20 protein-coding genes are annotated in these 26,523 nt (G+C 34.3%); 9 read left to right on the forward strand and 11 right to left on the reverse strand.

The window, feature by feature from the left end; all coding sequences use genetic code 11:
• The first annotated feature begins 32 nt into the window (after window positions 1–32).
• Window positions 33–926 carry a FecR family protein gene (locus DVK85_RS02185; RefSeq protein ID WP_114676862.1) on the forward strand — a complete coding sequence of 298 codons (894 nt, stop codon included), beginning with the start codon at window positions 33–35 and terminating at the stop codon, window positions 924–926.
• Entirely contained in the window at window positions 923–3,463 is a 2,541-nt protein-coding gene (locus DVK85_RS02190; RefSeq protein WP_114676863.1) for a TonB-dependent receptor plug domain-containing protein, read from the forward strand. Before DVK85_RS02185 ends, DVK85_RS02190 begins: the two co-directional genes overlap by 4 nt.
• Window positions 3,464–3,577: 114 nt before the next feature.
• On the opposite strand, the gene DVK85_RS02195 is transcribed toward DVK85_RS02190, so the two are convergent.
• From DVK85_RS02195 to argS, 5 genes are all read right to left on the reverse strand, one after another.
• Window positions 3,578–4,966 carry a peptide-N-glycosidase F-related protein gene (locus DVK85_RS02195; RefSeq protein ID WP_114676864.1) on the reverse strand — a complete coding sequence of 463 codons (1,389 nt, stop codon included), beginning with the start codon at window positions 4,964–4,966 and terminating at the stop codon, window positions 3,578–3,580.
• A gap of 114 nt (window positions 4,967–5,080) precedes the next feature.
• Complete coding sequence (locus DVK85_RS02200; protein ID WP_114676865.1) at window positions 5,081–6,742, reverse strand: MBOAT family O-acyltransferase; 1,662 nt, start codon at window positions 6,740–6,742, stop codon at window positions 5,081–5,083.
• Window positions 6,742–8,157, reverse strand: a complete 1,416-nt coding sequence (locus tag DVK85_RS02205; RefSeq protein ID WP_114676866.1) for a GDSL-type esterase/lipase family protein — start codon at window positions 8,155–8,157, stop codon at window positions 6,742–6,744. Before DVK85_RS02205 ends, DVK85_RS02200 begins: the two co-directional genes overlap by 1 nt.
• Window positions 8,147–9,622: an SGNH/GDSL hydrolase family protein gene (locus DVK85_RS02210; protein WP_114676867.1), complete on the reverse strand. Its 1,476-nt coding sequence runs from the start codon at window positions 9,620–9,622 to the stop codon at window positions 8,147–8,149. The genes DVK85_RS02205 and DVK85_RS02210 overlap by 11 nt, the downstream gene beginning before the upstream one ends.
• Window positions 9,623–9,637: 15 nt before the next feature.
• Window positions 9,638–11,422 carry an arginine--tRNA ligase gene (argS, locus tag DVK85_RS02215; RefSeq protein WP_114678957.1) on the reverse strand — a complete coding sequence of 595 codons (1,785 nt, stop codon included), beginning with the start codon at window positions 11,420–11,422 and terminating at the stop codon, window positions 9,638–9,640.
• Window positions 11,423–11,657: 235 nt separating this feature from the next.
• Here argS and DVK85_RS02220 point away from each other — a divergent pair, with 235 nt between their 5' ends.
• On the forward strand, window positions 11,658–14,069 hold the full coding sequence (locus tag DVK85_RS02220) for a TonB-dependent receptor domain-containing protein (protein ID WP_114676868.1): 2,412 nt from the start codon (window positions 11,658–11,660) through the stop codon (window positions 14,067–14,069).
• A 103-nt stretch (window positions 14,070–14,172) separates the two neighbouring features.
• On the opposite strand, the gene DVK85_RS02225 is transcribed toward DVK85_RS02220, so the two are convergent.
• From DVK85_RS02225 to DVK85_RS02235, 3 genes are all read right to left on the reverse strand, one after another.
• Window positions 14,173–14,694, reverse strand: coding sequence for a L,D-transpeptidase family protein (locus DVK85_RS02225; RefSeq protein ID WP_114676869.1), 522 nt, complete (start codon window positions 14,692–14,694; stop codon window positions 14,173–14,175).
• Between the two features lie 78 nt (window positions 14,695–14,772).
• A complete protein-coding gene (locus tag DVK85_RS02230; protein WP_114676870.1) occupies window positions 14,773–15,786 on the reverse strand; it encodes a 3-oxoacyl-ACP synthase III family protein in 1,014 nt (337 codons plus the stop codon).
• A gap of 99 nt (window positions 15,787–15,885) precedes the next feature.
• Complete coding sequence (locus DVK85_RS02235) at window positions 15,886–16,845, reverse strand: ABC transporter ATP-binding protein (protein WP_114676871.1); 960 nt, start codon at window positions 16,843–16,845, stop codon at window positions 15,886–15,888.
• 293 nt (window positions 16,846–17,138) lie between these two features.
• On the opposite strand from DVK85_RS02235, the gene DVK85_RS02240 reads away from it, so the two are divergent.
• Window positions 17,139–17,762: a hypothetical protein gene (locus tag DVK85_RS02240; RefSeq protein ID WP_114676872.1), complete on the forward strand. Its 624-nt coding sequence runs from the start codon at window positions 17,139–17,141 to the stop codon at window positions 17,760–17,762.
• Window positions 17,763–17,844: 82 nt separating this feature from the next.
• Here DVK85_RS02240 and DVK85_RS02245 read toward each other — a convergent pair whose 3' ends face one another.
• Complete coding sequence (locus DVK85_RS02245; RefSeq protein ID WP_114676873.1) at window positions 17,845–18,540, reverse strand: OmpA family protein; 696 nt, start codon at window positions 18,538–18,540, stop codon at window positions 17,845–17,847.
• Between the two features lie 39 nt (window positions 18,541–18,579).
• Window positions 18,580–19,029: a lipocalin family protein gene (locus tag DVK85_RS02250; RefSeq protein WP_114676874.1), complete on the reverse strand. Its 450-nt coding sequence runs from the start codon at window positions 19,027–19,029 to the stop codon at window positions 18,580–18,582.
• 260 nt (window positions 19,030–19,289) lie between these two features.
• Here DVK85_RS02250 and htpG point away from each other — a divergent pair, with 260 nt between their 5' ends.
• The 4 genes from htpG to DVK85_RS02275 all read left to right on the forward strand — a co-directional run bounded on the left by htpG (window position 19,290) and on the right by DVK85_RS02275 (window position 24,861).
• The gene (htpG, locus tag DVK85_RS02255) at window positions 19,290–21,176 is read left to right on the forward strand and encodes a molecular chaperone HtpG (RefSeq protein ID WP_114678958.1); all 1,887 of its coding nucleotides are present in this window, start codon (window positions 19,290–19,292) and stop codon (window positions 21,174–21,176) included.
• 624 nt (window positions 21,177–21,800) lie between these two features.
• A complete protein-coding gene (locus tag DVK85_RS02265) occupies window positions 21,801–22,214 on the forward strand; it encodes a DUF2721 domain-containing protein (RefSeq protein WP_114676876.1) in 414 nt (137 codons plus the stop codon).
• A 79-nt stretch (window positions 22,215–22,293) separates the two neighbouring features.
• Window positions 22,294–23,679 carry a DUF1800 domain-containing protein gene (locus DVK85_RS02270; RefSeq protein ID WP_114676877.1) on the forward strand — a complete coding sequence of 462 codons (1,386 nt, stop codon included), beginning with the start codon at window positions 22,294–22,296 and terminating at the stop codon, window positions 23,677–23,679.
• Window positions 23,680–23,688: 9 nt separating this feature from the next.
• Window positions 23,689–24,861 (forward strand): DUF1501 domain-containing protein, encoded by a 1,173-nt coding sequence (locus DVK85_RS02275; protein WP_240339556.1) that lies wholly within the window; start codon window positions 23,689–23,691, stop codon window positions 24,859–24,861.
• Here the strand turns inward: DVK85_RS02275 and DVK85_RS02280 are convergent.
• A complete protein-coding gene (locus DVK85_RS02280; protein ID WP_114676879.1) occupies window positions 24,858–25,466 on the reverse strand; it encodes a murein L,D-transpeptidase catalytic domain-containing protein in 609 nt (202 codons plus the stop codon). The genes DVK85_RS02275 and DVK85_RS02280 overlap by 4 nt on opposite strands.
• Window positions 25,467–25,604: 138 nt before the next feature.
• Here DVK85_RS02280 and DVK85_RS02285 point away from each other — a divergent pair, with 138 nt between their 5' ends.
• Entirely contained in the window at window positions 25,605–26,510 is a 906-nt protein-coding gene (locus DVK85_RS02285) for an EamA family transporter (RefSeq protein ID WP_114676880.1), read from the forward strand.
• The last annotated feature ends 13 nt before the right edge of the window (window positions 26,511–26,523 follow it).

A 26,523-nucleotide genomic window follows, 5' to 3' on the forward strand; every position in this document is an offset into this window, starting at 1 on the left:
AGTATAACTGTTATATATAAAAACGAGGAATAATGAAAGATGATATAAAACTGGCAAAATGGCTTGATGGTAGGATGACCGAGAGAGAGTTACAGGAGTTTGAAGCGTTGCCTGGCTTTGAAACATATCGTAAAATTAAAGAATATTCAGGAGCATTAGCTGCACCTGATACTGATGTAGATCATATTTACCAAAATGTTATACGTAATAAGGACAAGAAAAATAAGGTAATAAAATTAACACCTTGGATAGCTAAAATTGCTGCTGTATTAGTAGTAACTTTAGGAGTATCTTATTTTTTCTACACTACACATACTACTAACACGATAGCAGAAGCAGGGACGCGTACTGAATTTTTATTACCCGATAATTCATCGGTAGTACTAAATGCAGATTCTAAGGCTGAGTTTAAAACATGGAACTGGGATAACAACCGTAAAATAGAACTTGAAGGCGAAGCATTTTTTAAAGTTGCTAAAGGTAAAAAATTTGATGTTGTTACCAGTTTAGGAACTGTAACCGTAGTAGGAACACAGTTTAATGTAAAAGCGCGCGAAGACCGTTTTGATGTTACCTGTTTTGAAGGCAAGGTAATGGTAAAAAGTAATGGTAAAGAGATACTGCTAACCCCAGGGCAAAGTGCTATATTTGAAAATGGCAAGAACCTAAACATTCCGCTTGAAGAAAACGCAGAACCAAGCTGGATTAACTATGAAGTATATTTCCATAAGGAGAGTCTTGCTAATGTAATTGCAGAAATGGAACGTCAATATAATATAACAATAAGTCTACCTGAAAATATTGATAGTCCTTTTAATGGTGCATTACCAATGAATGACTTAGATACAGCTCTTGATAATATAACGAGTATATATCATTTAAAAGCAGAAAAATCAGGTAATAGAATCGTATTAACCTCTGAATGAGATTAAACATAAAGTGTTTATTACTTTTAATATCTATTCTCTTTTTCGCCCCCAAAACCTTTGGGCAGGACGGACAGCAACTTATTGCTTTAAGACAGGTACTCGATACCATTGCAGTACAACATAATGTGAAATTTAATTATGCTGAAAAAGATATTTTTCAACACACTCTAACTTTGCCCGAAGCTTCTATGCCGCTTCGGGCAAAGTTGGTTTATATAACCAATCGTACAGGGCTTACTTATAAAGAAAACGGAGAATATATAGTATTATATAAAGGCACTAGAATTCAAAATAAAAAATTCTGTGCCTACATTACCGATGAGTATGGATATATAATAGAAAATGCCTCTATTCAAATAAGCGATAATAAAAGTATTGTAGCGGGAATAGATGGCTATTTTGAATTAAACACCTCTTCATTACCCGAAAAAATTTATGTAGGTCATCTAGGCTATAAACCTGTAAGCATATCAATATCCGAATATACAGGCGATTGTCTTAATATAAAGCTACAAATAGCCCCATTAGAACTAAAAGAAATTATTACAGAGCGTTACCTTACTACAGGTATCTCTAAGAAAAAAGACGGAAGCTTTAATATTATCCCTAAAAAATTTGGTATTCTTCCTGGACTTATAGAACCAGACGTACTGCTTGCTATGCAACAATTGCCAGGTATAACTAGTATAGATGAGACAGTTTCTAATATTAATGTAAGAGGAGGTACACACGACCAAAATCTTTTTATGTGGAATGGTATACGCCTTTTTCAAACTGGTCATTTTTTCGGGCTAATTTCTGCCATCAACCCCAATATTGCATATAACATAAAAATTGCCAAAAATGGTACTTCGGCATTTTATGGCGAAAGCGTTTCGAGTGTGGTTGATATCTCTTCTAAAACATCAAACATCGAAAACGGAAATACAAGTATTGGTAGTAATATGATAAATGCAGATTTTTATACTAAATTAAAAATTTCAGAAAAAGCAAATATTGAACTCTCGGCTCGTCGTTCTTTTACAGATGCACTTGACTTCCCTACTTATACAAAATATTCACAACGAATATTTCAAAACACTATAGTTACAGAACTTGCTAATAGTACTGATGTAAATTATAAAAGTGATAAAGAATTTTATTTTTATGATTTTACAGGACAATACCATCAAAAAATAAATGATAAACATGATGTATACCTACATCTGATAGGTATAGATAATAGTTTAGATTTTACACAAGGTACTGTAAATGCTACAAATATAATAACCACCCTTAGTAGCTTAAATCAACAGACTCTTGGTGTAGCCGCGGGCTGGGAGACCAAGTGGAATGAAAACAATAGTAGTAATTTTAGTATTTACGGCTCTTTTTATGATGTAGATGGAACTAATAGAGCCTTAGAGACAGAAGAGACTATAAAACAGGAAAATAAAATACAGGCCTATGGTTTTCGGTATAGCAATGTTAATATGCTAACCAATATGTATAAGCTACATAGTGGCTACCAACTTGATCAATTGAAAGTAGAGAATATAGATGTAATGAGTAATCCTGAATCAGTGCGAAGCACTAACCAAGTTTTACGCACACATGCAATAATTGGTGAAATAGAATATAACCCCGAACAAGAAAAAGTGTATGTACGAACAGGATTACGCTTTAACTATATTGAACAGCTAAGAGCCATATATATGGAACCACGCCTACAATTTAATTATAAAATGAACGATACTTGGCAAATGGAAATACTTGCCGAACTGAAGAGCCAAACTACAACACAGATAGTAGAACTACAAGCTGATTTTTTGGGAATAGAAAACAAACGATGGGTACTCGCTAATGATATTGATGTACCAATACAACACAGTAGCCAAGTTTCTGCAGGAATAACTTATAAAGACAAGGGATGGCTTGTAGCTATAGATAATTTTTATAAAAGAGTAAATGGCATTACTACTTATAGTCAGGCTTTTCAAAATCAACTAGAACAAGTAGAGTCTACAGGTAATTATAGTGTATATGGCACTGAATTTTTAATACAAAAACAATATCGTAATTTTTATGCATGGTTAAGCTATACTTGGAACAATAATAAATACCGCTTTGAAGATATAGAACCCATAAAGTTTAGCAACAACTTTGAAATAAATCATAGTATAAATACAGCAGCTATATACGAATGGAATAACTTTAAAATTGCATTAGGGTCTAAGTGGTTTACAGGTAAACCAGTAACACAACCACTGCTCAATATACCTATATATGATAATAATGGAAACCCATCTATATTATATGAATACCCTAATACTGATAATCTAAATGATTTTTTGCAAGTGAATTTTTCTGCTTCTTACCGCTGGGATATAAACCCTAAAGTACAAATGCAATTTGGGCTGTCGATACTTAATATTTTTAATCGTAAAAATATCATTAATCGCTATTACCGTATTAATGCCAATGATGATATTGAGGTAGTAAACACCTATGCACTAGAGCGCACTCCTAATGCTTTAATAAAACTTAGTTTTTAGTTGCCTATATCTTATTATAACAACTGTAATAATTACTAATATAATTATATTAGTAGCATAAAAAAATCCGCCACGATTGTGACGGATTTTAATAAAATTAGCTAAACATTTTTTCTACTTCTTAACAATTTTTCTTGTAGCTGTAATACCATTATTAAATTCTGCTGTTATAATATATACACCGCTTTGCAATGTAGAAAGATCAGCACTATTTGTAGTTCCTGTATATACTGTTTGCCCTAAAGTATTAGTAACACTTACTCTTTTTACCATTGCATTATCAGTAGTATTTATAGTAACAACATCTACAACAGGGTTAGGAGAAACACTAAAAGATGCCATATCAAAATCAGTAGTACTAAGCATTGGTGCTTCACCTTGCAAGTATACTGACGTTGGGAAATACCCTTGATTATCGGCAAATTGTGCATCTGGAACCTCTATTCTAAAACTGTGCTCTCCTGCACTAAGATCTCCAAGCTCTACAACACGATTAGGGATTTTATCCCCTGGACACCAGTTATTCCAAGCCCATGCTGCATCAGTATCGGGTCTATAAACCTGAGGATTAGCTCCACAGTCAATATAAATACAACTTGGTTGTGTATTATAATATCTATAAGGCACACAAGAAACACCACCTGGTTTATAGGTTAGCACTTGTGCATCGTCAAAATATACAAAATGATTACGTCTAATGTACTCCTCACCACCATTATTAGAACCGTGGTTTGAGGTTATAAGATAAAGTTTTACGTTAGAAACATCTTGCTCTAGTGTAAAACTAAATGTTTTTACAGTTTGTCCTAAAACATCAGTTCCGTCAAACGTATAATTTTTTAATTCATATTTATGCGATAAAGATATTACATAGTTATCTGTATTATCAACACTATCGTCAAAAGTAGAAGTAAAATCTAAAGAGCCCATATACACATCATTTCTGTCTTCACAACCATCAATTTCTACCGCAGCTCCACCTTGACCAGGACCACCTTGGTAACCATATACCTCAAGTTCTACCCAAAAATCAAAATCGTCTGTAATAGCTTCATTATGAAACAATTTTGTAAGATGATCTAATTCATATACATAAGGAACGGCATTAGGATCAGTTACGTTTTTATCCATAAAAGGAGTAATAAAACGACCTATTTCTAATCTTCCTACTTCTCCATAAACGTATGATGTTTGTCCTTTAGGAACCAATACCAAGTTTACATTACCTATCCTGTCATAATTATCACAAAGAGGATTAAGAGTAACTGTCATAGTTAGTGTATTACCAAAAGAGTTCAGTTGCTCTTCGGTAAGCATTTTACCATAAGATGAATTGCTATTTCTTATAGCCCCTTCAGGAACGGGTTCATCTACAGTACCTTCATACATGCCATAATAAACGGCTTGGTCAAATACATTAAGGCTGTACGGATCTTGTGCTAAAGCAGTCGAACCAACAAAAAGCGATACAAATAAAGTTAGTTGTAGTAGTGTTTTTTTCATAGTTTAAATAGTTTGAAGGCGTAATTTAAGATTTTTTTCAATCATTACTCTTTATAAAACCTCTAAAATTAAACTATCAATAAAAAAAAACTAAATTATTTAAAATTGTTATATTTAAAACTGAAAATAAATAAATGGTTGTGCTTCAGCCGAAGCAGTTGCATATACCATCCAAAAAACAAAACCAAGTAGTATTGCTTTCATTACCAATGGGGTTTTATTGAATGCTTGGCGTAAGGTATTAATTATACTATCGGGTGTAAAGTGCCATATATACCCAATAAGTATTAATAAAAACACATTTTTATACCCCATAATTATTGTTTTCCATTGCTCAGGGTCAAATGTTACCTTACCAATGTTATGTATTACATCAAGCGCAAGGGTAAAATCTTTGGCTCTGAAAAATATCCAACAAAATGCTACAAAATGGAAGGTTATCACTACAGCTATAAATTTACATAATGCACTAAATATTGTTTTATTGCCTTTTGATGCTGGGAAAAACTCTGTAACTATTTTATGTACCGCAAGCCCCATACCGTGCAATGCTCCCCATACAATAAAACGAAGACTAGGACCATGCCATAACCCACCTAACAACATAGTAGTCATTAAGTTTACATTAGTTACCATTGTTCTTTGTTTATCTTTAGCTAATAAAAATGATAGTATAAATAATACTAATGCACTACTACTTATAATAAGCGGCCAATGGCTAACATCTAGTTGCACTACACCCCAAGTCATTGTAGCTATAAAAAACAAAACAGGGAACAAAAATCCTGCAAAAGAACCTCGACGATTACCCCCTACCGAGATGTAAAGAAAATCTTTAAGCCAAGTAGATAACGATATGTGCCACCTACGCCAAAACTCGGTTATACTTGCCGATTTATAAGGGGTACGAAAATTGGGTGGAAGTTCGAAACCAAGCAATAACGCTATACCAATAGCCATATCACTATAGCCCGAAAAGTCACAATATATTTGTATGCTATAGCCATATACTGCCATTAAGTTCTCGAAAGCAGTATAACTATTAGGCGCATCAAAAACCCTATCTACAAAGTTGACAGAAATATAATCGGAGATTATCGCTTTTTTGATAAGCCCCCCTACAATAAGAAATAAACCATAATTTACCTCTTGTCTTGTTATTGTTAGCTTTTCATAAATTTTTGGGATAAAATCTTTTGCTCGCACTATGGGTCCTGCTACAAGCTGCGGAAAAAACGACACGAAAAATAAGTAATCCGGAAAACTCTTGGCAGGCGTTATCTCTTTACGGTAAATCTCTACGGTATAACTAATAGATTGAAAAGTATAAAATGAAATACCTACAGGAAGAATTACGTTAGATAATGTAAAATCTCCACTAAATAAGTCGTTATATGTACCTATTAAAAAATTAGTATATTTAAAATAGCCCAACAAAGAGAGATTAATTACTATACTAAATAGTACATATAATTTTCGTTGCAATAGGCGAGTTTCGCGATACAAAAAATAACTTAGTGTATAATCTAATGTAGAAGTAAACATTAGTAATAAGAAATACATTCCACTAGACTTGTAGTAAAAGAAAAGTGAAAAACATATTACATAAAAAATACGAGCATGAAATGTTTTCTTTAGCGAAATATAGAGCGCGTAAAACACAATAAAGAACCCAAGAAACAAACCCGAATTAAACAATAAGGGTCTTTTAGGGTCATAAGTAAACCACTGTTGTACATCCTGCCAATTTATATGTGGCAAAATATCATTCCACATTACTCGCGATTGTTTTTAAAGTTATTATATGCATTTATAAGCGCTTCAGTAAATAAAACCCCTTGCTTTTCATACCCTTGTACTGAATAGTGTACTCTATCTGATGACATCCAACCTTTTGCAGCATTTTTGTTTACATCATATAGCCCACCAAGTTCAGAAAACATATCCCAAGTAGCATAGTTTTTATCAATTTCTTGCATTAGGATATTTTCAGCATAAGCTGCTACAAATGTATTAGGGTATTTTCGTTTAAATAGCGATGGTGGTGGTGTCATTATCAAGATGCAGGCTTTGGGATTTTTAGCCCGTATATTTTCAATAAATATATTTAATTGTGCTATATACTCTGCTACCTCCATTTTATCAAAAGATTCATTTGTACCCAGCGATACAATAACAAGGTCTGGGCTTAAAGCTTGTAATTGTTCAAAAAACAACGGATATTTATTATAATCTACCGTTTTAGCACCATTAACACCTATACTGTGGTAAATAATGCCTGGTGTATCTTTTTCGAGTATCAATCCATTAAGATTATACGCTTTGGCTTCTTTATTAGGCAAAAGGTATATTTTAGACAAAACCTCTTCACTATGGTAATAATGCGAAAGTGAATCGGTAGCAATTGGCAATGGAATAAACTCTGAACGCTTTATTTCCTGTTTTTCCATTTCGCCTGTAGGTATTTGTAACGTTTTACCTGCTCGTATGTTATTAGAGCGTAAACCATTTAGTTTTTTTATAGCCGAAACTGTTGTACCATATTTCTGTGCAATAATAGATAGTGCTTCACCACTTTTTATTTTATGGGTTATCTTTTTTGGCACACTCGATTCTAACACAATAGTTTTAGAACTCGTGGCAATATCAAAAAGAGGAGCGTTGTATGGTGTTATAATTTTTATGGTATTAAATGTATAACCTGTATCGCGCACTTGCGCTTCTATAACAAAATCATCGGTAGTAGTAAAGGCAATACCGCTTAGCCCCACTACTATACCCTCTTCTACAGGGTAAATATTACGACGATTAGCCCATGTAGCATTAGAGTTATATTTAATATATGAGCTACCATTAGTACGTGCTAGCCTATGCGGAAATGAAAAACCTACACCAGCATTACCAAAACGTTCTTGTAAATTTTTGCGTATTCTACCGCTTATGATGTCTGCCTGAATGTGCGAGTCGCCTATATGTACAATATTTATTTTACCTGATTTTTGCTCTTCCAACACTTTTAACTTCTCGAAAAATGCTTTCATTACAGTATCATTAGTAATACTATTACCAACAGGAGCAATAGCTACCGTATCAATAACAATACTGTCAATAACCACTTCGGTAGTATCAACCTGAGCACATGTACTTGCACAAACAATAGAAAAAAAGATACTGAGTAATTTATTCAGCATGAGTAGAATCGGTTTTACGTTTTAAAGAATCTTTTTTTATAACAATAGGCATTTTTGACATCATTTGTGTTATCCCTTTCATTTTTTTATACTGCTCATACCCTTGATTCATTTGACTGTAAATAAGTGTCCCTATTTTCTGCGAGCCGCGATAATTAAAGTGCGTATAATCTTTATTGGCTAGTGCGGGTACTTCTTCTACCCATTTTACCATAGAGCCTTCGCCTCCCATTAATAAATATAGATTTACAAATGCCGCATCAGATTGTACAGCATAACGTTTTTGCGACAAAGCTAATGGCACAACAGCACTATCCGTTTTCATTTCCATATCATACTTTGTCGATTTATCTGCTGTAGAAACAATTAGTATTGCCACACCAGGAAAACATTCTCTTATATGCTTTACAACCTTTTTCATTCGCTTTTCGTACCAATTGTAATTGTATGTACCATAGTTTAGAACGTTTGCACCATAATGTAATACTACAAGGTCATAATCTAACTCTTTGTTAAATGCTTGCATTAGACTGGTATTGAATATAGATATTGGCAACCCGGAATTACCTCTACTCGAAAAATTATCTATATGTACACCTCTACCATCATCAAAATTAAACCCGTAAAAGGGTATTGAATCAGTTGCTGTAAATTCGGCTCTAAAAGCTTTAAGGTCATAAGGCGAAACGGCTACTGTATTAAGTGTTTTTTTACCCTCTAATGATTTAACTATAGTGTCTTTACCTGTTATAACTGACACTTTCCCTTCTCTATTATTAGATTTACCGTAAAACAGTGTAGGGTTATTTAGCGACAAAAGATTTTTAAAGCGGTTAGCTCTATATTTTACCCAAATAGGATTTACAGTATCATGCTTTGTAAAAAATACTTGTCCGCTAACGCCATATGGACTTTCAGGATGTTTTACATTAAGATAAGAAATTGTTTTCCAATTGTTAGAAAACTCATGCTTTATGGTAGCTCTTGCAGTAGCCGACTCTGATACTATAGTAACAAAACCTACACCTTCGCCTCCAAAACGATCTTGAAATTTAGATCTTAAATCACTCACAATCAAATCGCCATCTGTCATCGAGTCGCCAAAATAAGCTATACGTACTTTACCTTCTTCTTTCGTTTCAAGCTGTAATAACTTTTCATAAAAAGCCATAAGGTGTTGATACCCCTTATAATCGTCAAAATTTTCAGAGGGGTACTGTATGCCTTTCTGTTTTTTAAATACTACTTTCTTATCTGGTAGCGTATCTTCTACTGCAACGGTAGCAATAGTATCTACAGCCTGTATTGCTTCGAGGGCAAGGCTATCTACTACTATATTGTCAGAGGCAACAACCGCTTCAGGGAAAATTTTTCGAGGTAAAAACTGCTTAAATATCAAGAATGCAATTATAGACAATACTATAATTGCAAACGACTGATAAAAATAAGGCTTGTTATGATTCACAAAAATTGTGGTTTATTACATTCGTTCTGGTACATCAATACCCAACAGGCTAAAAGCAGATTTTATAGTATCGCCTACTTTTTTAGAGAGCTGTATACGGAAAATCTTTTCATTCATTACTTCTGTACCTAATACGGGTACACTTTGATAAAAAGAGTTATACTCCTTAACCAAATCGTAAGTATAGTTAGCTATTAAAGCGGGGCTATGTCCTGCTGCTGCATTTTGCACTACATCTGGGTACTGTGCCAACTGTTTTAATAACTCTTTTTCTTTTTCATGTAGAGTTACATCTTCTAACTGTAATGTTATTGAATAATCAAAATCGGCTCTACGTACCAATGACTGTATCCTTGCATAGGTATATTGTATAAAAGGACCTGTATTTCCTGCAAAATCTACCGACTCTTTAGGGTCGAACAGTATTCGTTTTTTAGGATCTACTTTTAGTATATAATATTTTAACGCACCAAGACCTATAATCTTATACAGTCTTGTTTTTTCTTCTTCCGAATAATCGTCAAGCTTACCTAACTCTTCTGATATTTTTTGAGCTGTATCGGTCATTTCGGTCATCAAGTCATCAGCATCTACTACTGTACCCTCACGGCTTTTCATTTTACCCGATGGTAAATCTACCATTCCGTAAGACAAGTGGTATAGGCTATCTGCCCAGTCAAAGCCAAGTTTTTTAAGTATTAGGAACAATACTTTAAAGTGATAGTCCTGTTCGTTACCTACCGTATATACCATACCGCCTACATCGGGAAAATCTTTTACCCTTTGTATTGCTGTACCTATATCTTGTGTCATATATACCGCAGTACCATCTGAACGCAGTACTATTTTACGGTCAAGCCCGTCCTCAGTAAGGTCTATCCAAACTGAACCATCAGGGTCTTTTTCAAACACACCTTTTGCTAGTCCGTCTGCTACAACGTCTTTACCTAACAAGTAGGTGTTACTTTCGTAGTAATAGCTATCAAAGTTAACACCAATATTTGCATAGGTCTCTTCAAAACCTTTATATACCCAGCCATTCATAGTTTCCCAAAGGGCTACAACCTCAGCATCGCCTGCCTCCCATTTACGAAGCATCTCTTGTGCTTCAAGAAGTATAGGCGCATTTTTCTTAGCTTCTTCTTCTGTTTTACCTTCAGCTTTCAACTGGTCTATTTCCTGTTTATATGCTTTATCAAAAGCCACATAATAGTTCCCCACCAGTTTATCACCTTTCAGTCCATTTGTTTCAGGTGTTTCACCATTACCAAACTTTTGCCAAGCTAACATGGACTTACAGATGTGAATACCCCTATCGTTAATAATTTGGGTTTTATATACTTTTTTACCCGATGCTTTTATAATCTCGGCTACCGAATAACCAAGTAACACATTACGCACGTGCCCTAAGTGAAGTGGTTTATTAGTATTAGGCGAAGCGTACTCTACCATCATGGCTTTACCATCTAGCTCTGGCTCGATAAACCCAAAACTTTCATTGCTTTTTATATCATTAAAGAAGTTGACATAATAAGCATCTGAAATTACAATATTAAGAAATCCTTTAACCACGTTAAAACCTTCTACAATATCAGAATGCTCAGTAAGATACTCGCCTATTTTGTTACCAAGCTCTACAGGGTTACCCTTTATCTGTTTCAATAAGGGAAATATAACCATAGTAATATCACCTTCAAATTCCCGACGGGTACCTTGTAGCTCTACTTTTTCTAAAGTTATACCAAATAAAGCGGTAACCGCGGTCTCAATGTGGGAAGTTAAAATTTGTGATAATGCCATTTTTATATTCTTTTTTAAGCGTGCAAAGATAAACATATTTTAGTAAAGCCTTGAAAAGAGCAGCTTTAAAAACATCATTAATCCTTAAAAACAAGTATAAAAAATATTTTTACATTTTGTTGTAACAAATTACTGTTATAGTTGTCTTATTAGTATCAATCATCAATTAAAAAACAAATAGTATTACAAAAGTAGCTTGCATTGCAGCTACAACAATCATCAATCAAAATCAATCATGAATTTTAAGTTATTATTACTGTTCCTACTTGGGAGCTTAGCCACTGCGTATGCTCAAAATCCAGGTAGTCTATCAGGTAAAGTTATCGACAAAACAACTACAGAGCCATTACCTTATGTAAGCATAGTTGTAAAAGAAGGCAGCAATGTGGTTACAGGTGGTATTACTGATGATAATGGCGAGTTTACTATTAAAAATCTTCCTTTTAAAAACTATAGTGTCGATATACAGTTTATGGGGTATAAAACCCAAACCTTCACGGCTAACTTTAACGATAGCAAAACAAATATAAATCTTGGTAGCATCGTTTTAGAAGAAACGGCGACAGAACTAAATGAAGTAGAAATTGTAAAAGAAATTTCTACTATAGAGCAAAAAATAGACCGTAAGGTTATTACTGTAGGTCGCGACCTTACCACAGCAGGTGGTACAGCATCGGAAATCATGAATAATATACCATCGGTTAATGTAGATCAAGATGGTAATATTTCGCTGCGTGGAAATCAAAATGTAAGAGTACTGGTAGATGGCAGACCTACTAATATGAGCCCTGCTCAATTATTAAAACAAATACCCTCTACCTCTATTAAAAAAATAGAATTGATAACTAACCCAAGTGCAAAGTATAACCCCGAAGGGATGTCGGGTATTATTAATATCGTACTGCATAAAAATGCAAACGATGGTTTTAACGGTAGCTTTAATGCTGGTGTTACCTTTGGTGAAACACCTAAATTTAATAACTCTGTCGATATGAATTATCGTACAGGTAAAGTAAATTTCTTTACTAATTTAGGTTCAAATACAGGCAAGTATTTTAATGATGGTAATGTAAACCGAGAAGATATTAACTCTAGTCAAGTATTTGACATTAATAATGACAATGATGGTTTTTTGGCTAAACTGGGCATGGATTATTATATAAATGATAAAAATACACTATCAATATACACCAACCAGAATTACGGAGAAGGTTTAGGTAATGTAGGTATTACTATAGCATACCCAGAAGGATCTGTATTTACAAATACCGACCAGTTGGCGATTTATGATACTGACAACAAAAACAACACCTACAACTTAGCTTATAAACATAAATTTAACGAAGAAGGGCACTCATTAGACTTTGAAGGTAACTATAACGATTCTTCAAACTCGCAAGATGCCAGCTTTAACACTACCGTAGGCGATGTAACAACCGTGTACAATGACGAAATAGAAGACGACGGAGAAAACATTACGCTTAACTTAGATTATGTAAATCCGTTAAACGAAAAATCGAAATTAGAACTGGGTGCAGAGGCAAGAATAATAGGCTCTGAAAACGATTATACTACCACCAACCCAAATGTAACCAACCCAGCACTACAAAATTCAAATTATACGTATGATGTAAATATCTACTCGGCTTATGCTACATTCGGGCAAAAATTCAATAAATTTAGTTACCAGTTAGGAGCACGTTTTGAAAGCTATAAAGTAGAAGCTAATTTTAATAGAGGGGATGCTAAATTTAATGATGATTATCTTACCGTATATCCTTCGGCATACTTAACCTATACGCTTGACGAAAAAAACATGTTTCAAGTAAGCTATAGCCGTCGTGTAGACAGACCGAGCCTGCAACAAACTAAACCTGTTAGAGAGTTCTCTACACCGCTTGTTACATCGTTAGGTAATCAATACCTGAGACCGCAGTTTACCAACTCGGTAGAGGTAAATTACACTAAAATGCTAGAACAAGGTTCATCAATCACTGCTGGAGTGTTTTATAGACTGATAAACGACGAGATAAGCAGAATACTGTACCCTGACGAAACTACCGAAAATACACAAGACCAAATTATGAGCTTTGGCAATTTTGACAAAAACACTGCATTTGGATTTGAGGTATCTGCTAATTATAAAATTACAAAATGGTGGAATATACAGCCTGCAGTAGATTTTTCGAGCATATCTCAAAAAGGTGTTGTATCTGTACTTGTAGATGGTACTACAAGCGAGTATGAATCTATTATTAAAGAGGTAGATGTTGCTGCTATAAATGCTAGACTTAATAGTAATTTTAAAGCAAATGAAAGACTTAGTTTTTTACTATTTGGCTTTTATAGAGGCGGTGTAGATGGTGTACAAAACAATACAAAAGAAATGTATAAAATAGATTCAGGAGCGCGATATACGCTACTGGACAACAAGATGTCGTTAAGTCTGCGTTTTAACGATATGTTTAACACGATGCGCTATGGTTTCGATTCTAAAAACCCGTTTCCGCAAAATGGTGAATTCCGTTGGGAAAGCCGCTCGGTATATTTCGGACTTAACTACAGGTTTGGCGGAGGGAAGAACAGAGCTATGCAACGCAAGCAACGTGATGATAACACAAAACAATCCGGCGGAGGAATGTTTTAATTAATTTGATTCCATCAATCAGGAATATTTTTCATATTTAAGTTTAGTTAGTTGAACCCTCACGGTGGAGATCGTGAGGGTTTGTTTTTTATACTAAATGCAATTAGGGATAAATCTCAATAATTGCATTTTGTTTTACCGCCTTATATAGCTCGTCAACTTCTTCATTGGTTACCGCTATGCAGCCTGCTGTCCAGTCTTTCCATCGGTGAAATTTACCAATATAACCTTTACTATTGGGCAACCCGTGTATCTTGATTGCTCCCCCTGCTGACTTTCTCCTTTTTTCGGCAAATGCGATATCTTTATCATTGGGATAAGACACTCCCAAGTTTTTATGGTAACCACTATTCGGGTTACGGTCATTTATATCATAAGTGCCTTCGGGTGTTTTATTATCGCCTTCATATTGTTTATGCCCTATAGGGTTTTTACCTAACGAAATAGTATATGTCTTTAGTAGTTCATCTCCCAAATAGGCTTCCATTTGTCGTTTACCTTTATAAACAACCACTTTATCTACAACCCTCCCCTGAGGTAATTTCTTTTCGGGATAAAAATAATAAGCAGTTAAACCAACGGGTAAGAGCATTACTAAAAACCAAATCATATTTCTTCGTTTCATTATTGAAATATACAAAAAAAAGCTACTCTTTACAGAGTAGCTTTTTTATAGTAATGTTGAATATACTAGCTTTATTTTTTACCACTTTATAATAGCACTACCCCATGTAAAGCCACTACCAAAAGCAGCAAGCACTACAGTATCGCCTTCTTTTATTTTGCCTTGTTCCCATGCTTCGGTTAAAGCAATAGGTATTGAAGCTGCTGTGGTATTACCATATTTCATGATATTGTTATATACTTGGTTGTCATTCAAACCAAACTTCTGTTGAATGAATTGTGATATTCTCAAATTTGCTTGATGAGGTACTAGCATATCAATATCTGATACTTGTAAGTTATTAGCTTTTAAACCTTCTTTAATTACCTCACTAAAACGTACTACAGCATTTTTAAACACAAACTGCCCATTCATATACGGGTAATAACTCTCATCATTAGGGTCGTTATCAGCAATAATATCAGTAACCCAACGCTTACCCATACCAGGTGCTATTAGTGATAATTCTTCTGCATGTTGTCCTTCAGAATGTAAGTGTGTAGATAATATACCCTTATTGCTATCTTCTGATCGAGATAATACTGCTGCACCTGCTCCATCGCCAAATATTACTGACACAGAGCGTCCTCTAGTGGTCATATCGAGCCCTGTAGAGTGTAACTCCGAACCTATAACTAATATATTTTTATACATTCCCGTTTTTATAAACTGGTCTGCTACAGATAATGCATATATAAAACCCGAACATTGGTTACGCACATCAAGTGCGCCTATTGTTCTTTTTAACCCAAGGTCTCTTTGTACTAAAACGCCAGGACCAGGGAAATAATAATCAGGGCTAAGGGTAGCAAATACTATAAAATCTATATCATCTTTATCTAGCCCAGAACGCTCTATAGCTACTTTGGCAGCTTTTACCCCCATAGTAGTGGTGGTATCGCCATCGCCTTTTACTACATGTCTTCGTTCTTTTATACCAGTCCGCTCCTGAATCCATTCGTCATTAGTTTCCATAATTCTGGAAAGATCATTATTAGTAACAACATTTTCAGGGACATAATAACCTAGACCAGATATTTTTGAATTATACATAAACTGTTATTTTAATAAAAACAAGGTTGTAAAAATAAACATTCCTTAAAATTAAAAAGCTATTTATCTTATTAATTTGACTTTCTGTAATTTGTCTACTTACCCAAAAGCATTCCTATTTACCGCCAAGGCAATCTCTTTATCTATAGGAAGTGCTGTATGGTGTTCAAAAAAGACAACCTGCCTACCCAATGCCGACTTAACAAGGTAATGACCACCTTTAAAGTAACATTGTTTTACCACAACCTTTAAAGGAGCGTCTTCTTCAACTTTAAGTTGGTGTGGGTATATAAGTACAGTTTCATCTGTTTTTTGAGTAAGTGTAAGCTGTTCCAGCTTTATTTCGTTTACTTCACCAAATAATGATGCAGTATACTTATCTATAGGATTATAATATATTTCTTTAGAAGGTTCTTTGTGCAGTAGTCTTCCTTCTTTAATAACAATAGTTTCATCTGCAAAAGAAAGTGCATCACTACTATCATGAGTAGCAACAATACATATAATCCCTTTTTGTTTTAAATATGAAAACAAATTGCGTCTCAATGCATTTTTCCTAAAGTTATCTATATGACTAAAGGGTTCGTCTAGTAATAATACTTCGGGCTCTAGTGCTAATGCTTTAGCCAATGCTATACGTTGTTGTTGCCCACCACTAAGGTGTTGTGCTTTTACATCGGCAAATGCTGTCATTTCTACTATTTCAAGAAGCTCATGTACACGTTGTTGTTTTTCTTTAGGGTAAATATTAGAAAGATATTTACCTACATTTTCGGCTGCTGTTATATATGGCATCAAATCGAAATCTTGCGCTAGATATTTCATATACGGCATCCCTGGAACAAGATTAAATTTTGGTCCTAATATGGGGTTATTTTTGTATAATATTGTTCCTTCGTCGAGGTCGTGCAAACCATATATTAGTTTTAACAAGGTGCTTTTCCCGCAACCACTCTCACCAATAATAGCAATATTTTGCCCTGTTGTGATTGAAAAATTTATATGGTGTATAATTTGGGTGTCAGTATACCCGAAAGATATGTTTTTAACTGCAAGCATGTGGCGGAAGTAATTATTCAACAAAAGTATTCAATTACTACTAAAGATTAAATCTACTTTAATAAAAAAAAGAAGGATATTATTAATAAGTAATCTCTTTTTCATCTAATTCATGAATTTATAAGAAAAAGATTATTTTATTTTGTAAAATAAATTTTTCAACGCTTATTTCGAAGAAAAAAATTACATTTCAGCTTAAAAATTACATTTCTTTCATTAATCTATCAAATTTTTAATAATTTTGTAAGTTACTTTATGTTTAGTAAAGTTTTACACTCTAAAAAAATATTAAGATGAAAAAGATTATTTTACTTGTACTATTCTTATCGCTTTGCTTTAGTACTAACGCACAAAAAAAACTTGACCAATATTCTCTTGAAGCTGGTTACGGTTTAGGTATATCGGGAGCTCCTGGCATAACAGAAGTTTCTCATTTTGAAGTTGGCTTCAGGTACATGGTAGATGAATACTGGGGAATAAAATTTGATTTTGGTGCTGACAAATTTAGAACAGGTAATAATCCTGAACTAGGTACTGATTATAAACGATATTCTGTTCAGGGGGTCTATAACTTAGGAAGAGCCATCGCTATTACTGATTATGCTAATGGTTATATTAATATGTTAGCTCATGGTGGTATAGGTTATTCATCATTAAAATCTATAAACAGCGATTCGGATGCTGATAAAATTGGGAATGTTATACTTGGTGTAACACCTCAATTTTATATTAGTGATAGTTTTGCGCTAACGCTAGATACATCATTAATTCTTAATTTTTCACAACATTATGATTTTGATGGTACTTATCCTGAAGGAAGACCAACTAATAATGCATTTACAGGTACTATTGTAAATGTATCGCTAGGGGTGACATACTATTTTGGTAAAAACAAAAACGGTACTGACTGGAATTAAAAAAGGATATTATCCTGAAAATCCCATAGAAAGAGGCAGCTATAATAGCTGCCTCTTTTATATTTTATCTAAAAATAGTAATCTATTGTTTTGCCTCTTTTTGGGCATCTTGTATCATTTGTTCATTTGCTGTAATAGCAAACTCTACACGTCTGTTTTGGCTTCTTCCTTCTGCTGTTTCATTTGTTGCTACAGGGTCTTCGATACCTCTACCTATTGTAGTAAATCGTGAAGCGCTAAGCCCTTTGCTTGATAAATAGCTTTTTACTGATTGTGCTCTTTGCTCTGAAAGTTTTAAATTATAATCTACAGCACCAGTACTATCTGTATAACCAAAAATTTGGATGTTAGTATCAGGGTATTCATTAAACACTGTTACCAGTTTATCAAGATTTTGTTTTGCAGTAGCCGTAAGGCTCGATTTATTAGTATCAAATCGTACCGAGTTTTCACCCAGCGTTAGTTTTATACCCTCACCTACTCTTTCTACCTCAGCACCTGGTAGTGACTCTTCAATTTTTTGAGCCTGCTTGTCCATTTTATTACCAATAACTCCACCTACAGTACCACCTACAACTCCGCCTATAATAGCACCAAGTGCAGTATTACCACCTTTACCCAGATTATTACCTAATATACCTCCTATTACAGCACCCGAAGCTGCGCCTATACCCGCACCTCGTTGCGTATTATTTGTATTTTTAACTGCTTCACATGAGCTAATACTTATACTTAGTATAAATGCAAGGGCTAGTAAATAAATTTTTGTCGTTTTCATATCCTTAATTATTTTTGTTCTATATTTTTTAGTTCGCTATTATATTTTCTGAAAGGAATAAACTACCTCAACCGTATTTCCTCCTACATTTACATTATCTACAAGCTGAAAACTACTTTCGGTTTGGTTTCTCATCTTAAGATAATACCCCTGTGTTACTCTTTTTCCTTTTTCGCCTTCGGTTATTTTTAAAGTAAAATTACCCTCTTTAGTAACCGTCCATATAATAGGACTACTAAAAGTAGGGCATCCGCCTTTTGCAATACTCATATTTCCTTTATTGTTATTAGAAACAAAGCTCCAAGAACTACCTTCAAAACATTTAGAATCGGCAATATCAAAAGAATTCACCTTAATATATTCCGAACCTGGGTAAGAAACTTTAGTTACTGTCCAGTCACCTTTTAGTCCTGTTTGCGATTTTTGGTCTAGCGATCCGCAAGAAACTAGTAAGACCATAAGTATACTTAAAAAGAATATTTTTTTCATAATATAAAAAATTAGTGGTTTGTTTTTCTACTATTTGTTTAAGCGAATAAAGTTACTAAGAATATAGCTTACTTTACAAAGTCCTTCTTATAATTTTAACAAGAATTATAGCAGTCGCAATCTATTATTATACACTCAAAAAAATAATGCGATAAAAATATGAACCTGACAAAAAAATGCCAATTTGTCATCACAAGTGGGTTGGTATCTTATTTGACAAGATAAAAGCATCAAACAATAATACTAAAAACAATAATACTATGTCAACAGGAAAAATTAATGTTTCGGTAGAGAACATATTTCCCTTAATCAAGAAATTCTTATACAGTGATCACGAAATCTTTTTACGTGAGTTAGTATCTAATGCCACCGATGCAACACTAAAACTAAAGCATCTTACCAACATTGGCGAAAGTAGTACCGAATATGGTAACCCAGTTATCGAAGTAAAAGTAGATAAAGAAGGTAAAAAACTACACATTATCGACCAAGGTCTTGGTATGACAAGTGAAGAAGTAGAAAAATACATTAACCAAGTTGCTTTCTCGGGTGCTGAAGAATTTTTAGAAAAATATAAAGACTCTGCCAAAGATTCAGGTATTATAGGACATTTTGGTCTTGGATTCTACTCGGCATTTATGGTTGCTGAGAAAGTAGAAATTATTACTAAGTCACATAAAGATGAACCTGCAGTACACTGGACGTGTGATGGTAGCCCAGAGTTTACGCTGGAACCATCTGATAAAACCGAACGTGGTACTGAGATTATCCTTCACATTGCCGAAGATTCTACTGAGTTTCTTGAAGAATCGCGCATTAGCGAGTTGTTAAATAAGTACAACAAGTTTATGCCAGTAGCTATTAAATTTGGTACTCGTACAGAAACGTTACCAAAACCAGAAGATGCTCCTGAGGATTATAAAGAAGAGACTATTGAGGTAGATAACTTCATCAATAACCCTAACCCTGCATGGACAAAACAACCAAGCGAACTTAACGAGGAAGACTATAAAGGTTTCTACCGTGAATTGTACCCAATGCAGTTCGAAGAGCCATTATTTAACATCCACCTGAATGTAGACTATCCGTTTAACCTGACAGGTATATTATACTTCCCTAAATTATCATCTGACTTACAAGTACAGAAAGATAAAATTCAGCTATACCAAAACCAAGTATTCGTTACTGATAATGTAGAAGGTATCGTTCCTGAATTCTTGACTATGTTACGTGGTGTTATTGATAGCCCAGACATTCCGTTAAACGTATCACGTTCGTACCTGCAAGCAGATGGTGCTGTTAAGAAAATATCAAACTACATTACTCGTAAAGTAGCCGATAAACTAAAATCGTTATTTACAGAAAATCGTGAGGATTTCGAGAAGAAATGGAACGATATTAAAATTGTATTAGAGTATGGTATGCTTAGCGAACCTAAATTCTACGAAAAGGCAGGTGCATTTGTACTTTACCCAACAGTAGATGACAAGTACTACACACTAGAAGAACTTAAAGAAAACCTAAAAGCTAACCAAACAGATAAAGATGGTAAGTTAGTAGTGCTATATGCAGGTAATAAAGATGCACAACATAGTTATATTGCCGAAGCACAAGAGAAAGGCTATGAAATACTACTATTAGACTCTCCTATTATATCGCACCTGATACAAAAACTAGAGGCAGATAATGAGAACCTAACTTTTGTTCGTGTAGACTCTGACCATGTAGACAAGCTTATCAATAAAGACGAAGAGCAAATCTCTAAACTTAGCGAAGAAGAAAAAGAAACACTAAAAACTACGCTAGAAGAAATAGTACCTAAAACCACTTACACGGTACAACTTGAAGCGATGGACAGCAACGCTGCACCATTCCGAATTACACAGCCGGAGTTTATGCGACGTATGAAAGAAATGAGCCAAAGCGGTGGCGGAGGTATGTTTGGTATGGGCAACATGCCAGAAATGTATAACCTTGTGGTAAACACCAACCATGAGCTTACCAACAACATACTGCATACCGAAGACAAAGCGCAAAAAGAAGCATTAGTAAAACAAGCACTAGACCTTGCCAAACTAAGCCAAAACCTACTAAAAGGTGAAGAACTTACTGCCTTTGTAAAACGTAGCTTTGATTTAATAAAATAAGAACGTTGGATAATAGAGTATAGATAAAGAACCTGTAGTGAGAGCTACAGGTTTTTTTGTTTATATTTGATAGACTAAACTCATAGAATTTATAGTATGATTAAACATTTTGAAAAGACTTTATGGCTACTTTTTATTCTTTTTACATTTCTAACATACGTATATAATATAAATTTCTTATTACTACCAGTAACAGGTATTCTCCTTTGTGCTTTCTATCTCATCTTCTCCTTTTTTTTAATAAACCGCTTGAACACAATAAGATTTATCAAAAAAAATACAATCAAAGAATTCTCATCACAAAGAATTGGTTTTTCTATACTCGTAAGCTTCTTATTTTCATTTTGTTGTTTCGCAATAACTTTTAAAGCCATGGACTTACCTGGTAGTATTTTTTTATTATTTTTCTCATTGATAGGATTAATCATTTTTCTATTTCTAGTATTAAATAGTCGAAAAAAATTATACAAAAAATCTATCTATAATGAAATTTCATATAGGGGTTTTTATTTTTTATTCATTACACTAACTCTATTTATAGTTAATATTGTACAGTTAATAAATAACCCTTTTTAGTCAATAATTCTTTAAAAAAAAATATTTTTATAATACAATTTATACCTGATGCAACTATCCCTCGAAACCCCTGCTTTACTGTTTTCGGCAACATCATTAATACTGCTTGCCTATACAAATCGTTTCCTTACCATAGCAGGCATAGTGCGCGGGCTAAAAAAGAACTACGAAGAAAACCAAACCAAAAGCATACTCCTCGAAATTAAAAACCTTAACCTGCGCCTAACGCTCATTCGGCACATGCAAATGTATGGGGTGCTAAGTCTGTTTTTTTCTGTATTTGCGCTCACGCTGCTTTTCTTCGATATACAAACATGGGCAATGTATATGTTCGGGCTTAGTTTGTTGCTCATGCTGGTATCGCTTGCAGTTTCGTTTTGGGAAATAAGCATATCGGTACGTGCATTACAAATACACCTCAGCGACCTTATAGAAGAGGCCAACAAAAAGACCGAAAAATAAATACTTATACTAAACCTTTTTCGTTATTAAATATCTAACTAACATAGGTGTATTAATAACTAAATAAAAAGGTATTGTTATGGACGTAAACACACTATGGTCATTACGACTAGGATTTAGCGGTAAGCAGGCACAAACTATAAAAGAGCAGGGTATTAATACATTTCTGCAAAATGCCTTCGCTACAAAACCAGACATTACCCTACCCGATTTCTTTGAGGGTTCACCCAAGACACTTAAGGAAGTAAAAGCAGTAAGGCAATCAATAAAAAATGATGTTACAAAAGCTAGAGCAAGACGTGAAAAGGAAAAAAAGATATTTTTTGACCTTAAATCATGGTGGATAAACAAAATGGCTACAGAAGAATATCCGCTTAGGGAAAAGATGACCTTATTTTGGCACAATCATTATGTAACCACTTACAAAAAAGTAAAAATAAACTACTGGCTGTATAGTCACAACACGCTTTTGCGCGAAAATGCCTTTGGCAACTTCAGGGAAATTACCAAACAAATATTGCGTACCAATGCAATGATAATTTATTTAGATAATAATAAAAACACCAATAAAGGCTTTAATGAAAACCTGAGTCGTGAACTACTGGAACTTTTTACACTCGGCGAAGGTAACTATACCGAAACCGATATTAAAAATGGTGCGCACGGACTTGCAGGTTTGGTTGCAGGAAATGAGGGCGGTTATTACCGTACTGCATTTCAGGATGACGAACCATTTACTTATTTTGGAGAAAAAGGCGTGTTTAAAAGCGACGAAATGGTTGATATTATTTTTAAACAAAAAAGCGCCCCCTATTTTATAACACGTAAACTGCTTAAATGGTTTATTTATGATAATCCGCCCGAAGAGCTAGTAAAATATTATGGTGATTACCTACGGGAACAGGATTATGAAATTGAACCATTATTAACTAAAATAGTTACAGAAGAATTTGACAAGTCCACAGCAGGCTCTAAAATAAAAGACCCATTAACTTATGTAATTCAGTTATATCACGAACTGAACATAAAAGAACAAAACCACAAGCTTACTGCTTTATTTATAAGACAGCAAGGCATGGACTTGTTTAACCAGCCTAATGTAAAAGGATGGAGCGGCGGTAACTATTGGTTAACGGCACAATTGTATCTACAACGCAACCGAATTGCCAACTTATACTGTAATGGTAAAAACTTTAGTGAAAAAATGTTACGATCTGTCAGAAAAAGTGACGAGCCTTATACTAGTACTTTTGATATAACTATAGAGTGGAATCATAACAATAAAAGCAAAGAAGTAATAACAGAACTAAAAGACAGGCTCCTATTTGATACTGATACCATAACGCAAGAAAACTTTGAAAGCATCTTGAAATATGATTTTGACCCCACGAGCAAAGGAGCTGATAACGGTGTACTCAGACTTTTTAACTATATGGTAAAAACACCCGAATTTCAATTAATTTAAAAAAGAGGAATGATGAACAGAAGAAACTTCTTTAAACTTACAGGTACATGTACCGGTGGTTTGCTCATGGTGCCTGATTTTTTATATAATTATGCCTTACAAGATAACGTTACCAATGCCGACAACTGCCTTGTTTTCATTCAGCTCGAAGGGGGCAATGATGGGCTTAATACTTATATACCTTATCAGGATGAATTATATTATAAGTTTCGCCCCGCGATAGGTATTACCAAAAGTGATATTATTAGTGGTTCGGGCGGTATGGGATTCCATCCCAAGCTATCGGGGTTTGCTGATATACAACAAAAGGGAGACCTTACTGTAGTACAAAATGTAGGGTATCCTGAGCCTAACCGTTCCCACTTTCGTAGTCAGGAAATATGGCAAACCGCTACCGATTCTAATAAATATACTAACAATGGTTGGTTAGGTCGTTTTTTAGATCATCACTATAAAGACTATCATGCTACAGGGGGGATCAATTTTGATAATATTGATAACCTTGCCCTAAAAGGAATAGAACCTAATGCGCTTACTATACAGAACCCAAATACTTTAAAAACATACAGTAGTGAGGTAAATATTAAATTATCTGATAATCCGCAATTAGACTTTGTCCGAAAAATTGCAGGTTCAGTTGTTGATGGTGCGGAAGAGTTAGAAAAGGCTTTAGGAAAAGCAACAGCTACCGATGTGATCTATCCTGATTCTAAACTAGCAAAAAATATGGAGTGGATGGCAAAACTGATACGAGGCGGACTTAATTCGAAAGTATACTATACTTCACTTAGTGGTTTTGATACACACAGCAACCAAAAATCAGAACATGCTAACCGGCTCGAAGATGTTAATGATGCCGTATATACTTTTTATAAAGACATGAAAGCATCGGGTAAATTAAATAATGTTACTATTGTTATCTTTTCAGAATTCGGACGAAGAGTACAAGATAATGGTAAAGGGACTGATCATGGTACGGCTGCACCAATGTTTATTATTGGAGGAAGAAACAAGGGGAGAAACATTGGTTCTAATCCTGATTTATTAAACCTCGACAACAATGGCGATCTTATTCATCAAATTGATTTCAGGAGTGTATATGCTTCGTTATTAAAAGACAAATTTAGTTTTGACCCCACTCAAATAGGCATTACAAACTTAGCGCTAAAAGGGATTTTTTAATCTATTATCCAAAGCAGTACAGGTTTATCAGTTTGCTTTAGCTTTGCATCAAGTTGTTTCATAAAATTATTTGACACCGCAGGACAACCCCAGCTTAATGGGCTGTATGTAGGATAAATTTCAACATCAGCAACAGCATCCCAAGAATGTAGTACTACTACCCTATCCTTAGCATTACTATTACTTTCTTCTAGTCCGTGCAGCCAATACTTTACATTAATACCCCATGAACTATAATCGCGTTTGCCTATTTTATATTTTCCCTTACTAGAACAATGACTCTCGGCACGATTACTATATTTCGCTTTTTGATATTTAGTACTATTAGGTTCATAGGCATCACAACTACCGTGTGTAACTAGTTTTTTGTCTACAATCTTATTTTCTTTAAAACTGTATGTATAAAAGCGATTCTTACCCGAGTGAATACTCATATCTATCAAAAAATAATAGTCGGCACAAAAATTATTAGCCTTACAAAATGTGAGTGCTTCGGCATGAGTTGTCGAATAGTCTTTCTCGACAATTGGTTGATTCGTTTCTTTTTTATTGGCATCGGCACAGCTAAAAAAACTGAAAAGTAGTAGAATAGTTATTCGTATCATATAGTTAATACATAAAGTATTACATTATAACTATAAAAGCAGTTAACTTAGTATGCTATTAATTTCTTAAATAATAGTAACTCGTTTTTTAGGTAGCCTACATTACCCTATATTTGCCCGCTTTTTAAATTTGAAAAAATGTCACAAAACAATATACTTAAAGGTGTTTTCTTAGTAGGGCTTGGTGCTACCAGCTATGGTATGCTTGCTACATTTGTAAAACTTGCTTACCAAGAAGGCTATACTACTGCCGAGGTTACCTCATCGCAATTTATACTGGGTATACTAGGTATGCTACTTATTAATGCTTTCCAGAAAAAGCGTAATGGTACTACTGTAGTTAAAGCAAAAAGTAAAGATGTAAAACAGCTTATGCTTGCTGGTACTTCATTGGGCTTTACCAGTCTATTTTATTATCTAGCCGTTCGATATATACCTGTATCTATAGGTATTGTAATGCTTATGCAAACCGTATGGATGGGGGTAGTACTAGAGTCATTATTAACCAAAAAGTTACCCTCGGGACGAAAAGTAATTGCTGTACTTATAGTACTTACAGGTACAGCGCTTGCTACTAACCTTATAGAAAGTAGCACACTCCCCGACTGGCGAGGCATCGGCTGGGGGTTACTTGCAGCAGCATCTTTTACTACCACTATGTTTACTTCAAACAGAGTTGCATTACACTTATCATCTACACAACGTAGTTTATTTATGCTATTAGGCGGAGCCGTTATAGTATTTGCTTTTGCTGCTTATACTTGGACAGGAACTTTTAACGTCGCTATCTTTTTAAGGTGGGGTATTGTACTTTCACTATTCGGGACTATCATTCCGCCTATATTAATGAATGCAGGGTTTCCGCACACAGGGCTTGGCTTGGGTAGTATTGTATCATCGTTAGAATTACCAGTATCGGTAATGATGGCTTTTATAATTTTAAGTGAAAAGGTTACTGCTTTACAATGGGTGGGTATTGCCTTAATTATTACAGCAATTATAGTAATGAATATTAATACACGTCGTAAAAAAAATATAACGTAAACATTTCTTTATA

It is taken from the genome of Flavobacterium arcticum, assembly GCF_003344925.1.
Taxonomy (GTDB): Bacteria; Bacteroidota; Bacteroidia; order Flavobacteriales; family Flavobacteriaceae; genus Flavobacterium; species Flavobacterium arcticum.